Here is a 16,261-nt window from a genome sequence, read left to right as displayed (position 1 = left end):
AATAAAAGTAACTAGAATTAAGTGAGTATTAAAACAAAATAATGAAATCACCTATCAACATCATGAAACGGATCTGCTTGCTGCTTACCGTGCTCCTTCTCGGAACATCCGCTAGAGCCACAGCCGAGTCGGAAAAACTGAACATCTGCCTGATTCTTGCCGACGATTGGCGGGCCGACTGCATGGGCCTGCTCGGACACGAGCTCGTCAAAACCCCAAACCTCGACCGGCTGTGTCGCGATGGATTTATCTTTCGCAATGCGTATGTGCTGGGCGGGGACCGGGGTGCTGTCTGTATGCCCAGTCGCACGATGATTCAGACGGGCGTCAGCTATATGCGCGAACAGATCAGCACGCCGACGCTTGCAGAAACAGTTAAGGCAGCTGGGTATGCCTCGATTCGCAGTGGTAAACATGGCAATAATCCGAACAACTTGGATAAGGTTTTTGATCAGCATCCAACCTCTCATCAATCGGCGGCGACTCATGCCGACAATATCATCGGATTCATTCAGGAGAATGCTGGTAAAAAGCCGCTGTTCCTCTATTTCGCGCCCGTCGAGCCGCATTACCCGCATGCTGCGCCCAAAGAATACCATGCGCATTACCAGGCTGACGAGATCCCGATGCCTCCAAACTTTATGCCAATGCATCCCTTCGATAATGGTGAGATGCTAGGACAGGATGAGCAGCTCGTGAAGTGGCCGCGCACACAGAAAAATGTCGGCGGCACACTCGCCCGTTACTATGCATCGATCGAGTATATGGACGCCCAAGCGGGTCGCATCATCGAAGCGTTGAAGCAGGCTGGCCAGTTCGAGAATACTATCTTCGTCGTCGCTGGCGACAACGGTATGGCGATGGGAGCTCACGGCTTGATCGGCAAGCAGAATCTCTACGAATTGGGCGGTATGCATGTCCCGCTTTTGTTCGCTGGTCCGGGCGTTCCTAAAGGGGACACGGATGCTTTTGCCCACCTCTATGATATCTATCCAACGATGTGCCATCTTGCCGGCATTGAAGTGCCCGCCGGCCTGGACGCCAAAGATTTATCTCCTGTCATCCAGGGCGAGCAGCCCAAGGTGCGCGATACCTTGTTCACCGCCTACATTGATGGGCAGCGCTCCATCCGTGACGAACGCTGGAAACTGATCCGCTATCCCTTGATCAACAAGACTCAGCTCTTCGATTTGGAAGCCGATCCCTATGAGTTGAACGACCTGTCGACTAATCCTGAGCACGAAGGGAGAATTGCCGAGCTTTCCGCTTTGCTCGAGACGACGCGTAAGGGCTATGGCGACACCGATCCGATCATGGTAGAAAACCCGCAACCAGAGGAATGGAGCTTGCCTGCCGTGATTCCCTCATGGGGGGAGATCGAACGGAGCCGCAATCGTGCAAAAGCCGCCGCAAAAGCAGCAGGCAAGGCAATACCTGCATTCAAACCCATTCAGCAGACGGGGCCGCACCCTGCGAGCGTCGAGATTGAAACAGCTTCAGAAGCGGGCGGTTTTTCTAAATTTCCATTGCCAAAATCTGCATCGGGAAAGGTTACAGCGAATCAGAATGTGGTAAAGCCCCTGTTGGGCTCGCTGGTAGACGGGAAAATAGCCGAGGATTTCGGGCCTATTTTCAACAATGGTGTTGAAAGCGGTGCGTATAAAATGGATCTGGGCCGCGCGCAGCCCGTTGCTGCGGTTACCAGCTGGTCATATAACAAGGACAAGCATCGGGGGGCGCAGAAAATTGTGTTGTATGGCAGCAATTCGGCCACTGATCCCGGCTGGGATCTGGCGAAGTTTACCGCGCTCGGCACCATCGACACGACTGGCGGAGCCAAGGCCAAGTTCACTGCCGCGTCGTTACGCGCTCCGGCGGGGCGGTCACTCGGTCAATTCCGCTGGATCCTCTGGGCGGTCTATCCGGTCACGGAACGAGGCGGCGGCGAACACACCGCTTTCCAGGAACTCGCAGTTGAGCTTCGTTAGTTTTGGAAAAGAGGCGAATCCATACGAGATGAACAACCTGATTGCCCATCCGGAATACGCAGAGGTGCTCTCCAAATTGCGCAAGAAGATGCACAGGCTTCATACGCAAGCGACCAATCAGAACCGATAATGCCTCAGTCTATTAAACCCATTTTGTTACTTCTCGGTTTACGTAGTATTCGATAATCGCAATAATAATGAAAACAAAACAATTCATAAAATGTGCATCAGCCGTTGTATCAGCAATTCTGATACAGGCTGCTGCCCAGGTTGATGCTGAAGAGCTTAATCGGGTGCGTGTGCCTCAGTTGGTGGAAACGATTGAAGAACGGGATGCCCGTGTGCAATGGTTTCGTGATGCCAAGTTCGGCTTGTTCATCCACTGGGGGCCCGCTGCGTTGAGCGGTGCGGAGATCAGTTGGGGGATGAAAGATCGAATCGAGCGTGGGGCGCAGCACCAAAAAGTGCCGCGCGATGAGTATATGAATCTCTATCGGGACTTTAATCCGGTGAACTTCAATCCCGACGAAATCATGGCTTTGGCTAAGGAGGCGGGCATGACTTACTCAGTGTTTGTGACCAAGCATCACGATGGGTTCAGTCTCTGGGACACTCAAGAGAAACGCTTTCCCGAGGATTCGGAATATCCGGTTCACTATTCGATCGCCGACACGCCCTATCAAAAGGACATCGTCTCAATGGTGCGGGATGCCGCTCAGAACAATGGGCTGAAAGTTGGTTGGTATTACAGCACGCGTGACTGGACGCATCCAGATTATCTGCAAGGGGACAATGTCGCCTATAATTCCTACTACGAGAATCAGGTGGAAGAACTGCTCCGCGATTATGGACCAGTTGATATACTCTGGTTCGACCATTGTTTTGGTGAATGGGATCAATATACCATTCCGCGTTTGTATCAAAAAATGTATGACATTGCTCCGAACCTGCTGGTAAACAACCGTGCCGCTCGTGGGCTTAAGAATATTCCAAGTGAGTATGTCGCGCTAAAGCATGGAGATTATGATACGCCAGAGAACCGTATGGGCTCCTTTCAGGCGGGCCGTGCTTGGGAGTCCTGTATGATTCTATCACCTAGTGATGATCATGGAGGTTGGTCCTATCGCCCCGATGGAGTGACCCGCTCTTTAAAGGAAACGATTCAATTGCTCTCTTCCTGTGTTACGGGCGACGGCAATATGCTGCTCAATGTCGCGCCCTTACCGGATGGCTCGTTGCGCGCGGAAGAACGTGCCATCTTAGAAGGTTTGGCTCCATGGACAGCACAATACCAGGAGGCGCTTTATGGCACCCGCGGCGGACCGTGGCTGAATGGCGACTGGGGCGGCGCAAGCTATCGTGGTCGCCATGTTTATCTGCATGTCTTTAATCCAGACGATGCGGGCATTGAGCTGAATCGCCTCCCGCAGAACGTGGAATCGGTGACTACGATGAATGGTAAAGCGATTCCATTCGTCCAGAATTTAGATACCCGTAGCCTTAAGATAACGATACCCAAAGAAGAGCGCAACCCATACGTGAGCATTGTGAAGATTACCTTGGATCAGGAGGTTGGGGGCATTCAATATGGATCTGCTTTAAAGGGAGAATCGGAGCAAATGATTCCCGGCACCTTAGTTTTTCGTCCGGCTGACGCTAAAATTGAGGGCGAAGCGATACTCCAAGGGCAGGGCGCTACGGCCACGATTGTCGGCTGGAATGATAAAGGCACGAAGATTCGCTGGCCGCTTGAAATCGGGAGCCCCGGGCGTTACGCTGTCGAATTGTTGGTTTCGGCGACCGAGATTGATTCCATGATGGTTGTTTACTTTGGCCCAGGTAAGCATCTTTACTCTGCAATTCCGGTAACTGGAAGTGTGGACGACTTTCAACGGGTGAAGGTCGGGGAAATGAGTTTTCCGAATGCCGATCATTTGGACTTAGTGCTCCAGTCGGTCGGGCATCTGGACTGGAAGCCGATTCAAGGTACGTGAAGTCAGGCTGGTGCCGATGAACTAGCGTGTCGTTTCTGCCAACTCTGAAGGGCTCCTCCATTAAAGAAATGATGAATCCTCTGCGCACATTAGCCACACATTTCTATCACGCCTTTTACAAGAATGAATGGCGAGGCGAGAATGATTCTGACCTCAGCGAGCTTCAATATTGGATGCCTACGAGGTGCAGCGTTTAGTTGCCGCAGAGAGGATCCTCTCAGGGGAGAAGGTCGTAGGTTACTAGGTTGGATGCACGGGCACCGCAATCCAAACTCAATTCGGGCCAAGCAGCACAAGCTACGAAATCACATACTCTTATGGAAAGACTCTTTATTGAGAGCGTGAAACTGAATATAGTCTAAAGATGGATAGGTTCTCCGGTGTCACCATTTGTGAGTCAACTTGGGTATCTCTATCACCTAATTAGGTGACGAGACAAACTGTCAGAGAAACTATAGTATGTAGCATGTTGTCGTCGTGCTAAATCGCAAGAAGTAGAAAATTCACGTGTTCTCCGCTCAATCTATCTCCCCTTTTTACTCTAAGAATGCCCCACTAATATGAAACATCTTATTCAAATCGTTTCATCTGCACTCTTTCTGCTCACTTTATCTGCTTGCTCGGCATATGAGGACGCTGTCTCCTCCGCGAACACGCCGCCCATTGATTGGCCGTCCTTTATTGGCAGGCAGGATATGAAGTGGGAGAATGAAGCGCCCACGGACTGGCTGCAGGCACCGTATCTTGGCAATGGTATGCTCGGGCTGATGCTGTTTCAAGAAAAGGCGGGTTTCAAAAACCCAGAGGCGACCAATGATAAGAATGTGCTCTCCCTTCACGTCGGTCGTGGTGATTATAATGACAATCGGCCACCTGTAGACGGGCGCGACCATACCTGGATTTACCGTGGGCGTCTGCCAATTGGTTTTTATCGAATTCGCTCTAAAGGTGATGTGACGGGAGTGGATTGGCGCTTGGATTTGTGGAATGCCAAATTGGTGGGCACGGTTCAAACGTCGGTGGGCAGTTACCAAATCGAAAGTGTGGTGCATGCGGAGTTTGACTCCTTTTACTTTAAAGTGACTGCCGAAGGCGATGAGGCGGTGGACTTTGAGTGGCAGCCTCAAGAGGCGCATTCCTATCCGCGCCGCGTCTGTGATCGCAATGCGGCGCGTAAAATCGCCAATGGGGAGGAAGTGACTGGGATCGATAAAGGCTTTACTTCGATGCCGTATCCGAAGGCACCCGAAGTCGAGGTTTCGCTCAACCCGAATGGGAATATCAGCCGTCAAGAACTCTATGCGGAGTCGGGCGAATTAATCACCGCATGGAAAGTAATCGAAGATACTACCGATCGCTCGAAGACCTTGGTTGGTTCCATCGCGTTTTCGCAGGCAATGGGCGAGGCGCTGCCTCAAGTGAAGGCAGATATGCGCCGCGGACTCCAAGAAGTCGAGAAGGGCACTTACCTGTCGAATCACGAGCGTTGGTGGAATGCGTATTATCCACAGAGTTTTGTTTCGATTTCGGATGATTTCTGGGAGCAGTTCTACTGGCTGCAAATGTATAAATTTGCATCGGCGACGCGCTCTAATGGTATGATGCTGGATGTGATGGGGCCTTGGTATCAGCCAGGGTTTTGGCCAATGATCTGGACGGACTTAAACGTGCAGCTCACGTATTGGACACATCTCACCGCGAATCGCTTGGAGGTGGGAGCTTCATTGGTGAACAAGACCGACCAATATACGCATAATTTGATCACCAACGTGCCAGAGGACTGGCGTGAGGATTGCCTAAATGCGGGAACGATCTTTCCTGCGGACATGGTGGCTCCCGTAGGGAAAAGTGTGGCGGATCACATGATCTGGCTGCTGCACGATTACTGGCTGCAATGTCGCTATGCGGATAATGCCAATAAAATGCGGGACGATCTCTTTCCGTTACTCAAGCGTGCGCTCAATACAAACCTGCGTTACATCGAAGAGCATCCGATCGATCTTGGGGATGGTAATATTCATTTTAAGAACACATGGTCGCCGGAGTATCCCGGCGGAAGGGGGGTGGATATCAACTACACCATCGCGTTAACGAAGTGGGCGGCTGAAACTCTACTCGATATCAACCGCGAGCATCAATTGAACGATCCGAAGGCGGCGGCATGGCAGCACTTGCTGGACAATTTGACGGACTATCAGGTAGATGAAACTGGCCTGCGGATCGGTCGCGACATTCCATTTGATAAAGCACACCGGCACTACTCGCACCTACTTGCGTTCTATCCCTTGTATGATTTGACGCCAGATAAGGATCGCGACCTACTGAAACGCTCGGTCGATCATTGGTTGAGGATTACCCAGAATTTGGACAATAAAAAAGATACTGCGAGATCTGTGACTGGCTACACTTGCACTGGGGCGGCCTCGATGTATGCCTCGCTAAATGACGGCGATACCGCTCTTAGCTATTTGAGAATGTTGCCGTTCAATAACGTGTCGTGCACTACGATGTATGCCGAAGGTAACCCGGTGATCGAGAGCCCCTTCTCGGCAGCCACTGCGATTCACGATATGCTGTTGCAGAGCTGGGGGGATACCATCCGTATCATGCCCGGTGTGCCGTCATCGTGGAAGGATGCGCATTTCCGTTCCTTGCTTTGTCAAGGCGGTGCGACCGTGAGTGCTGATCGCAGCGAGGGACAATTAATTTATGTCCAGATTGATTCGCCTAAACGTGCGCGTCAACTGACATTTAAAATGGAAATGCTCGATCCTCAATTCGCCATTATCGACTCTGGGGGCATCGTACAATCCGTCTCGCTGCGGACGAATGCGGATGGCTTTTATCAGGTAGAGCTGCCTGCCGATACCTCACTGAGGGCGACCGTTGCAGGCACCGATCTGGCCGCGATCCATCCTGTAAAATCGTCTGTGAAGAGTGCCAACATCTTTGGGCTTAACAGCCGCTATGAAGAAGTCGTGAAAGGTTTTAAGAAGGAGCGTTAATAACGAGGTATGCTTAAGGTATTTGTCAATGGTGCGCTATCCAGCGTAGCGCGGTGCTTTAGCCCGCGTTTGGTGCGCTATCCACAACTTACAATCGGAACTGCGGCTGAAGCACGCAGCTACACCACTATGAAATCCACTCGTAATTCTGGCTTCGCCATCGTCATCGCCCTCAGTTTGATGGCTTTTGTGCTACTCTTGCTTTTGTCGATAACTACTCTGGTGCAAGTCGAGTCTCAGAGCGCGCAAACGCATAAACATCGTTTAGAGGCGGAGCAGGCTGCGTTGCTGAGCCTCAACATTGCGATTGGTAAGTTGCAGGAAGTCGCGGGGCCGGATCAACGAGTGACGGCTGCTGCCGCGATTCTTGGTGATGCAAACAATGCGCATGTAAGCACTAATCCGGATGGTTCGAGCGCAACTGGGGCGAGCGTTAGTCCCGTTGCAGGCCAAAGTTCATGGACAGGTGTCTGGAAGTCGGACACCGTCTCAACGGACACAGCTAGCTATAGTCCTAAAGCTCCCAATGAGCGCGAGCTTGTCGGTTGGCTGGTCTCCAGTGCCAACGACACGACAGGGCAGTTTGAGTTGCCCACCACGCTAGACGATGTGGCAACCGACGTGAATACAAATGATCCGAGCGATTTAGTTGTTTTGTCGACACGAGCGACAGCCGATGCCAACGGCAACAAGACCTATGTGCAGGTCGAAAAAGTGCGGGTGGATGCGACGGATGGCGGCACTACGGCTTTCGCCTTTGCAGTTGAAGACGAAAGCCTGAAGGCCGATTTATCATGGAACGAGCTTGCGCCTAGTAACCTAAGTGCCGAGCGCTACCAAGCGTCTCGTCTAACGGCTGCCCCTGGGCCGGATTATGGCGCTTTGAATGGTTCCGGTGCGACTGGGCCGTTCGATACTATTACGTATCCACTAAGCAGTGACAGCACTACCTTAATAGCAGACGGTATTTTAAAGCTTAGTGATGTTGAAAGTATTACCAGCACGATGACCAATGGAGTGGACGCGGCTGCTTGGCTGCAGGATGCGCAAGCCAACGTCACCTGGGGTAGCAGGGGAGTGATGGCCGATGTGAAACTCGGTGGCCTCCGCCGTGACTTAAGCTTGGCTTTTGAAATGGATGGTGAGGCGGATGTATCCGCGACTTCCTTTCCTACGTTATTCAGCGCACAGGACGGTGAGTTTGTCGGCGGCAGTGACCGGTTGGCCTCGCCGCAACTGGCCAAAGGGATGCGCGGGGTGTATGAACGCTTTCTGTATCGTGATACATCGAGCTCTGGTTCGCTCTTTTCCAGTGACATCGCGAATTCCTACGTGAGCCCTCATTGGGCCTCAGTGAGGGGGCCGACCTGGTGGGCGCTACGTGATTATGCCAATTTGTATAAACGCTTGGAGGGTTCGAGTGGGAATTACACAATGAATGCTCGGGCGCATTACCCTAATCTGTCTGTGCGGAATATTGATTCAAGTTTTGATTTAAATCATACCTTAGGTGAGTTATGTCGGACAGAGAAAACCCTGGTTGACCGGAGCAACTCTGGAAGAAATGCCTGGAATTGCGAAATGAGTATGGATCTGAGATACATTTATCGGCCCGCGAGATCCAACTACGCACCGGTCTTGTTAGGTTCCGTTTGTTACTATAGCTTAAAGAATAACGCTGGATTTTTGGAGTTAATCGCGGATCCGGTTTTTTACTTATGGAACCCATACAACCGCACGATTAAAGCCGATACATTCGCTGTTTGTATGGAAAAAGGTTTTTCTGGCACGCTCAAATTTGAAGTTAAGGCGGCTGACGGCAGCACCAAGAATACCTACGGCCCCAGAAACTTTAGCGCCTATGTCGGCTCTTCAGGTGCTAGCTATAATATTACCTATCTGCTCTCGAATTTAACGTTAGCACCAGGAGAGGTCGTTTCTGCATCACCTCCTCCAGGAGATACCAACAAGAATAGTGGTTTGGTTATCGGTGGAGGGCCTACCAATACCTCGGGATTGACGATTAGGAGGTTTCCCATCGGTAATAATAAAAGTCCTTCATTTGAAACCGTCCCACTCGCGCCGGGTGATACGGTGACGGCCACCCTCGGAGTTGGCAGCGCATACTTTGCATGGTCAAATAGAACCCATACCGGCCTGCCTCCTAGTGGAGTTACGGCTGCCAATCAACTCAGCAACAGGAATAATTGGGGGGATCAAATTCAAGCCATTGACTTTTGGGTGCCCCTGTTGCCGAGCACCCTTAGCTACGACTCCTATTACGATATCGAGCTGGCACCCGATGGCGTCACCTTCAGCGATTCGGAGCTTAGTTTGAAGAGTCCATTTGGAGCCACCGCGTATTTGGCCCTGCCTGCCGACTCCACCATGCCAGTGGAGATTCTTACGCAATTCAATCCGGCATCCTTGGGAGGCAACGAGCGTTCATTCAATCGCAGATGTGATCCGAACTATACGTTCCGAGCGCGTTGTATGGACGGTGGGTTCAACACGCTCATCGACGAAATGGGTTTTGATTTTCCGCCGAACATTCGCAACGCCTATTGGGGCACTAGTTTTGAAGATTATGGATCCACGCACCTACCCACTAATGACATCCCGTCGAGCCCACTGTTTTCAATGGCTCAGTTTTCACACGCTGCGCTCACCACGAAAACCTCAGAGGCATTCCACGCCGTAGGCAACTCATGGGCCAGCGTATTGATTGAGCCGGTCTCGCCGTATGGGAAATTAGAAGATGGAGACAACGCTGGTGAAGTGACTGCTGCCGACGCGTCTTGGTTGCTGAATGACGCGCTCTTTGACCGATACTACCTTTCGGGCATCGCGCCGGATTATAGCATTTCTTCTACTGGCTATTCCGCGACTGGTACGCTCCGCGATACGCTGACAAAGTTCTTCAGCGCCGACTACCGTTCGGCCAATGCGAATCCCGTTTTGCGACCCTATTTGCCCGAGGGAACGACCGTTGCCGAAGTCATTGATCAGCTAGATGATACGACGAATGGCAAGGGCTACCTGAAAATGGGTGCTTATAGTCTGATTGACGGTCAATTCAATGTGAACTCTACCTCGGTGGAGGCGTGGGCTGCGCTATTGCGAGCCAATCGAAACCTTGACGTGGACTATGCTGGTTCTGGCAGCGACACCACCAACGGAGTCCCATTTCCTGCAGGCCCAACGCCAGCATTCGATAGCGGTGCGGGTAATTACTGGTCGGGCTTGTCTCGGCTTGACGATGGTCAGATCCAAGATCTGGCCGAGGCTATTGTTGATCAGGTCAAGCTGCGCGGCCCCTTCATGAGTTTGTCCGACTTTGTGAATCACCGTGTCGGAGGAAGTTCCGCCACCGATGTGCACTACATGGGCGCTCTGCAAGCCGCGATCGAGGCTTCTGGTATCAACAGTTCGGTGCAAAGCGGCGCCGGAGGGGTGGAGCCGGATTATACCAGCAGCATTTTTGCTGAGTATTTCCCCGATCCACTTCCTAATGGTGACCGCAAAACAACGACAGGCATACCTGGAGACATCACTCAAGCGAACTTGCTACTACCGCTCGCGCCACGTCTCAGTGCCCGCTCAGACACTTTCCGTGTGCGTGCCTACGGCGAACGCCGCTCTTTGGATGGGGGCACCATCCTTTCCAAAGCAATCTGTGAGGCGGTGTTGCAACGGGTGCCCGAATATGTGGATCCGGATACAGATGCAGCCAATAACGAACCATGGGATCAGGAGCTGGCCAACCCCTTGTCTTACACTGCGACAGCCTCCGCCTCTTCCCTGAATGCTCTGAATTCCCAGTTTGGTCGTCGCTTCAAAATTGTGAGTTTCAGGTGGCTGTCTCCCGAGGAGCTCAATTAAAACGAATCTTTAAAATCGAACTTATGCACCCCCATCGTTTCAGTCAATTAGTTGTCTTTCTGTGTTTCCTCTCGACTCTGGCTGTGTCCGCCGTGGCGCAATCAAATGAATCGGGATTAAAATTTACCTGCCTGATGTGGGATGATCTGCCAATGGAGGACTTACATTACAAAGAAGGGAAATCCTATAAGCCGATCACTTTTAGGAAGGGGAAACGCTCCCAAGAATATTACTTTAGAAACGCCAGTGTGTTTGAATTGTTTGTGCCCGCAGTGAATGAGGAGGGTGAGCGGTATTTCAAGCTAGTGGGGTCGTCGCCACTGGTTGAGGGGACGCAGCAAATTCTTTTTATCGTGGTTCCATTAGAGCGGAAACCAGACATGCCGCTGAGTATATTAGCCTTGGATGATTCGTTAGAGGGCTTCCCTCCCGGATCCTTTCGATTTGCTAATTTCACTGGTTCCAAATTGTTGGTGAAGGTCAGGGATGAAGTGACTCAATTGGAGACAGGTAAGATTACGGTTACAGATGCTCAATCCTCGGAGGATGGCGGCATGGTTCCAGTGGCATTTGGTAGTCCTGCAGGTGAGCTACTACATTTCACTCGAATTTATTCCCATGCAAGATCACGTGAGATGGTGTTTATTCTAAGATCTCAGGACTTGCGAAAGAAATTTGATTTTAAGTTTGTCCCGCAAAATATGCCCAAAGCACAAAAGTTCGCTGAATAGAAGTTATGAAAAACTTGAATCGCCTCATCCTACTCATTGCGCTTTGTTTACCATTGTTCACGCAAGTATTTGCGGCTCAGTTAGAAGCAGGCGCGTCGGGATTAAAATTCACCTGTCTCATTTGGGATAGATTGCCGATGCAGGAGCTGTATTACAAAGATGGCCAATCCTATCAACTGATTACGTTTAGAAAAGGAAAGCGATCTCAAGACTATCCTTTAAAGAAGAGTGAAGTCTTTGAGCTGTATGTGCCAGATGTAAACGCTGCGAGCGAACCGTCTTACAAATTGGTCGGTGCGACGCCCCTAGTTGCGGGAACTCAAGAGATGCTCTTCATCATTATGTCGGCGGAAGCGGAGTCAGAGATGCCTCTGAGTATAATAAGTCTGGATGATTCGCTTGCAGGCTTCCCTCCGGGCTCATTTCAATTTTCGAATTTCACCGATTCCGCATTGCTGGTTAAGGTCAGGAATGAATTGACCGAATTGGAGTCGGGGCAGACAGCGACGGTGTCTGCTCAGTCTTTGGACGACGATGGCATGGTTCCGGTTACTTTCACTAGCCTCGCAGGTGAGTTACTGCAATTTAATCGATTTTACGCGCACACACGATCACGTGAACTCGTATTAATCCGAAAATCCAAGAACACCCGAAAGCCTTTGGAATTTAAGTTCATCCCGCAAAGCGTGCCAGCTCAGAGATGATTGATCGATTGGAGTATATCTCTCCATTGGGGATGATTCTACGCGTCTTGAGCCTACGAGCGATAGCCTACGTTTTCGATTCAACTGGGAAGGCTGATATGGGCCAATTTCTTGAGTTCGGATTCAATGTCATCAAGCTGTTGTTTGAGTTGGTCGATGGAGTGGCTCTGCAAATCGGGCCGTGCCACTTGTGCATTACTGGCACAGCAATGACCTGCAGATAGATCGCGACTATGCTCTGTCACCTAATTAGGTGACTAGACGGGTTTTATTAAAAACGATATTTTGGTGCCTGTGATGTGTTATTCGGATTTAACAAAACTAACACAATTATCCCAAGCCACTAGCATGCTATAGACTAGATATCTGTGGTGTAAAATGACGCAAAAAACTGAGGAAAAGATATGATAAACAAAATAAACATACGTTATGCACTTGCAGCGGCAACCTGCTTGATCGGGTTTACGCTTAACGCCGCACCTGTCACTATGGTAGGCTCCAATAGTTTTGGCGAATCGTGGCTTACTGGAGGTGATTGGAGCGATGGTAACGCTGCAACCTCAGGTAACGACTACACCGTGGGATCTGCATTTACCGTGCGCACGGTTCAAGCTCCCAGCACGACATTTCAGGGTGACAGCTTAACTGTTGAAGGAATCTTAAGTCATAAAGCGGTTAGCTCAACTATTGGTAATTTAATTTTGTCAGGTGGCACCGTTTCGAATCAAGGTTATGGTTCTGCGAATGTCACTATGACACTCAATGGCGGCATTACCTTAACCAGCGCGACGACTAGCACGTTTGAAGCAGGTCCCCAAGCAGGCCGTAACCTTGTTTTTGCATCCGCGATCAGTGGTGAGGGTAATATCGATATTACTAGCCTTGTTGCTGGGAATTCAGTTACTTTATCGAATGCGTCGAACTCGTTCACTGGCACGATAACGGTGCAGAGTGGTGGCTTGCTCGATTTCGATTATGCGCATGATACTGCAGCTAGTCTGTCGATCGTCTCAGGTGGCTTGCTAAATTTAGACGAAAATCTGTCTTTCTCTGGGCTAAACCTTTTGGGTGATACGATTGGAGCAGGCACATATTCAGTAGCAGATTTCACTGCACTCGACGCGAACTACACCGCGCTCTTCAACGATGGTGGAGGTATGATCTCAGTGATTCCTGAGCCTAGTGCATTTGCGCTGGTCGGTGGTGCGTGTGTATTTGGTTTAGTCGTGATGCGTCGTCGCCGTTCATAATCAGACCTAAGAATATTTGAAGTTAGTAGCCGAGTTGCCTCTCTAATGGCAACTCGGCTTTTTTCTGCCCCCATGGCGTTTGAGTGCGATGAAATCCGGCAGTGCGAGTGCCAGCTTAGGTTCGTGTGTCCCTTGATAAAGAGAAGCCTGTTATCATTCGGGTCTGCTTATTATCTAAGGTCCAGCGTCTTGTCACCTAATAAGGTGACTAGACGAATTTACTGGGGATCTGTAGTATGCAGAAAACCCATAAGCTCATTACAGTTCTATTTGGTTTAATCGATTTTAGATTGTTTAGACCATTCATTAACAAAGATGAACTGTCCCGCCCAAATCGCAGTAAATTTTGAAACAGACTGCTCCTACGCGTTTTCCCCATCGTCCAGCCTTCATTAATAATGCAATATATAATTCGATTTCTCAGCGGCGGTAGTTTCGCGCTGACTGCTTTTCTTTTTGTAGGAATGATGCAAGCAAGGGCGGTTACACCCGATGTAGTGGTCGACGTGAACTGGGCTGACTTTCTTGGCAATTTAGATCCCCTCTGGGATGAACTTCCAACGCATCCGAAGCATGGGCCGATGATCGGCAATGGGATGCTAGGCACCTATCTGATTCAGGATTCGGAAACAGGGGAGATACGCTTTGAGATGAGTCGAGGCGACTTGTGTGATGTGCGATCGATCTTTAATCGAAGAAAGACGAATGGTTACTTTAAGTTAAAGATGACTGACGGTACACCCACAGGGACCTGCCGCTTGGATTTGTGGGATGCACAGTTGCAGGCGCAACTCACGACCGGTAATCGCGCCGTGTCGGTCCGGGCGTTTACGGATGCGAACAGTGATGTCATTGTCTTTGAACTGACTCGGAGCCGCTCTGATGTGAAGTGCGAATGGGACTGGGTGCCGGACAATCGTGGATGGGCGGGCACCGCTCCGAAGGTGCCAGTTGATCATTATGTGGCATATCCCGATCCGATTCTCTCAGAGGTTGAGAACTGTAAGGTAAGCGTGCAGGACATGCCGGTGAGTAAGATCTATTCGACTCAAGGCGAACCTGCGGCATCCCAGCATGCAACCGCCTGGCGCATCGTTAACGAAGGTAACAAGACCTACATTTACGCCAGCACGACCATGTCCTACCGCGCGTCCACTGCGATGCAGGAGGCCGTGGATAACGTTAATCATGCGGTTGCCAAAGGATTGGCGCGTCTTGAGGCAGAGCACCAAAACTGGTGGCACGATTTTTATCAGAAGAGTTTTGTGACCCTTCCGCACAAGTTTGAATGGTTTCATTGGATGCAGATCTACAAGATCGGCTGCATGACTCGGCAGGATGCGCCCGTGATTATCGATCTAGTCGGCCCATGGTTTGACCGGAACCTGAAATGGAACGGAGTTTGGGCGAATTGGAATACGCAGAAGCAATACAGTAATGTCTTTACCTCCAATCACCCAGAACTCGCCGACTCGTTGCTAAACAGCCTGTGGAACCAGCGCGGAAATCTCTACGATAAGGAAAGTGACGGATATGGAATTCCTTGGGGTGGGATGGGGGCCCTGAATCTTGCTCGCGGGAAGTGGCGTGATGCCTATTGTTTTGCCTGGTTGCTCAGTTTGAGCTGGGAGCGTTATCAGTGCACGATGGACTCAGATATGCTACTCAACAAGATGGTCCCCTTGTTGAAGGGGGCGTATAACTTGATGAAACATCATGATCTGTCTACCGGGGAGGATGGGAAACTGCACTTTAAGTCCGCAGCGAGCCCCGAATATCATCAGATAATCGATGGCAAAAAGATACGCGAGTTTGAAGATATCACCTTCCGTATAGCGACGATGCGCTGGGTCTGTAATACGATCATTAAAATCAACAAGCGCTATGGGGGACTTGATGCCGAAGCTGCAGACTGCCAAATCACCTTGAATACGCTCACCGACTATCCGATCGATCCGGAGCAGGGGTTTATGATCGGCAAAGATACACCGTTGGAGCATGCTCATCGGCACGACTCACATGAGTTACAGATCTTTCCGTATTACGAATATACACCTGATAATCCAGCACAGGTGGATGTAATTCGCAAGACGCTGGCGCATCATAAGAAAATAGGCTTTCAAGATCAGGGCATGGCCGATGCCGCTTGGGGAATTATGCGGGCGATGTTCGGCGACGGTAATGACGCCCTTTGGTCGATTACCCACGAGACGGGATATGTAAATCATCCGGACGTGAGCAACTACACAACCCGCCTTGCGGTTTATGATACCGCTTACGTCGAAGAGGGCCCCTTCCTGGGGGATCGTGTTATTCAAGAAATGTTGCTACAGAGTTGGGGGGATGATATTATACGGGTCTTTCCCGCGGTGCCTGACGATGCGGATTGGGATAACTTGGCATACAGTGATTTTAGGGCGAAGGGAGCTTTCCTCGTTTCAGCAAAGCGCGAAAACCGTCAGACGAAATTTATAAAAATTGAAAGTTTGGCTGGCGAGCCATGCAGCGTGAAAACAGATATGGTCGGCACCGTCAAAGTGGCGAGCGACTTTGCTTGCACACTCACAGACCTTGGTGATGGAGTCGTGCAAATCAACAATTTGAAGCAGGGGCAGTGGTGCATCCTGTATACTGGTAACACTTTGCCGAATCTCACTATTAAACCTGTTCAGGCTGAGCGGGAAGCTGCCGCGCAATAAGCGCCTTC

At 50.6% G+C, this 16,261-nt stretch carries 8 protein-coding genes; all 8 read left to right on the top strand.

The window, feature by feature from the left end:
• Positions 1-41: 41 nt before the first annotated feature.
• The 8 genes from SH580_RS06130 (at position 42) to SH580_RS06095 (ending at position 16,253) form a co-directional block, all read left to right on the top strand.
• Positions 42-1,988 carry a sulfatase family protein gene (locus SH580_RS06130; RefSeq protein ID WP_319834129.1) on the top strand — a complete coding sequence of 649 codons (1,947 nt, stop codon included), beginning with the start codon at positions 42-44 and terminating at the stop codon, positions 1,986-1,988.
• A gap of 197 nt (positions 1,989-2,185) precedes the next feature.
• Complete coding sequence (locus SH580_RS06125) at positions 2,186-3,982, top strand: alpha-L-fucosidase (protein ID WP_319834128.1); 1,797 nt, start codon at positions 2,186-2,188, stop codon at positions 3,980-3,982.
• 560 nt (positions 3,983-4,542) lie between these two features.
• Positions 4,543-6,987: a glycosyl hydrolase family 95 catalytic domain-containing protein gene (locus SH580_RS06120; protein WP_319834127.1), complete on the top strand. Its 2,445-nt coding sequence runs from the start codon at positions 4,543-4,545 to the stop codon at positions 6,985-6,987.
• 9 nt (positions 6,988-6,996) lie between these two features.
• The gene (locus tag SH580_RS06115) at positions 6,997-10,869 is read left to right on the top strand and encodes a hypothetical protein (RefSeq protein ID WP_319834126.1); all 3,873 of its coding nucleotides are present in this window, start codon (positions 6,997-6,999) and stop codon (positions 10,867-10,869) included.
• Between the two features lie 23 nt (positions 10,870-10,892).
• Complete coding sequence (locus SH580_RS06110) at positions 10,893-11,600, top strand: hypothetical protein (protein WP_319834125.1); 708 nt, start codon at positions 10,893-10,895, stop codon at positions 11,598-11,600.
• Positions 11,601-11,605: 5 nt separating this feature from the next.
• Positions 11,606-12,304, top strand: a complete 699-nt coding sequence (locus SH580_RS06105; protein ID WP_319834124.1) for a hypothetical protein — start codon at positions 11,606-11,608, stop codon at positions 12,302-12,304.
• Between the two features lie 404 nt (positions 12,305-12,708).
• Positions 12,709-13,554: a PEP-CTERM sorting domain-containing protein gene (locus tag SH580_RS06100; RefSeq protein WP_319834123.1), complete on the top strand. Its 846-nt coding sequence runs from the start codon at positions 12,709-12,711 to the stop codon at positions 13,552-13,554.
• Positions 13,555-13,952: 398 nt separating this feature from the next.
• Positions 13,953-16,253 carry a glycosyl hydrolase family 95 catalytic domain-containing protein gene (locus tag SH580_RS06095; RefSeq protein WP_319834122.1) on the top strand — a complete coding sequence of 767 codons (2,301 nt, stop codon included), beginning with the start codon at positions 13,953-13,955 and terminating at the stop codon, positions 16,251-16,253.
• Positions 16,254-16,261 lie beyond the last annotated feature (8 nt).

Source organism: Coraliomargarita algicola (assembly GCF_033878955.1).
Taxonomy (GTDB): domain Bacteria; phylum Verrucomicrobiota; class Verrucomicrobiia; order Opitutales; family Coraliomargaritaceae; genus Thalassobacterium; species Thalassobacterium algicola.
This window is presented reverse-complemented; position numbering and strand designations above follow the sequence as displayed.

Bases quoted from the DNA above. Each gene is read 5' to 3' on its own strand.
- SH580_RS06105 (WP_319834124.1), top strand. From the start codon at position 11,606: ATGAAAAACTTGAATCGCCTCATCCTACTCATTGCGCTTTGTTTACCA.
- SH580_RS06100 (WP_319834123.1), top strand. From the start codon at position 12,709: ATGATAAACAAAATAAACATACGTTATGCACTTGCAGCGGCAACCTGC.
- SH580_RS06130 (WP_319834129.1), top strand. From the start codon at position 42: ATGAAATCACCTATCAACATCATGAAACGGATCTGCTTGCTGCTTACC.
- SH580_RS06095 (WP_319834122.1), top strand. From the start codon at position 13,953: ATGCAATATATAATTCGATTTCTCAGCGGCGGTAGTTTCGCGCTGACT.
- SH580_RS06120 (WP_319834127.1), top strand. From the start codon at position 4,543: ATGAAACATCTTATTCAAATCGTTTCATCTGCACTCTTTCTGCTCACT.
- SH580_RS06110 (WP_319834125.1), top strand. From the start codon at position 10,893: ATGCACCCCCATCGTTTCAGTCAATTAGTTGTCTTTCTGTGTTTCCTC.
- SH580_RS06115 (WP_319834126.1), top strand. From the start codon at position 6,997: ATGCTTAAGGTATTTGTCAATGGTGCGCTATCCAGCGTAGCGCGGTGC.
- SH580_RS06125 (WP_319834128.1), top strand. From the start codon at position 2,186: ATGAAAACAAAACAATTCATAAAATGTGCATCAGCCGTTGTATCAGCA.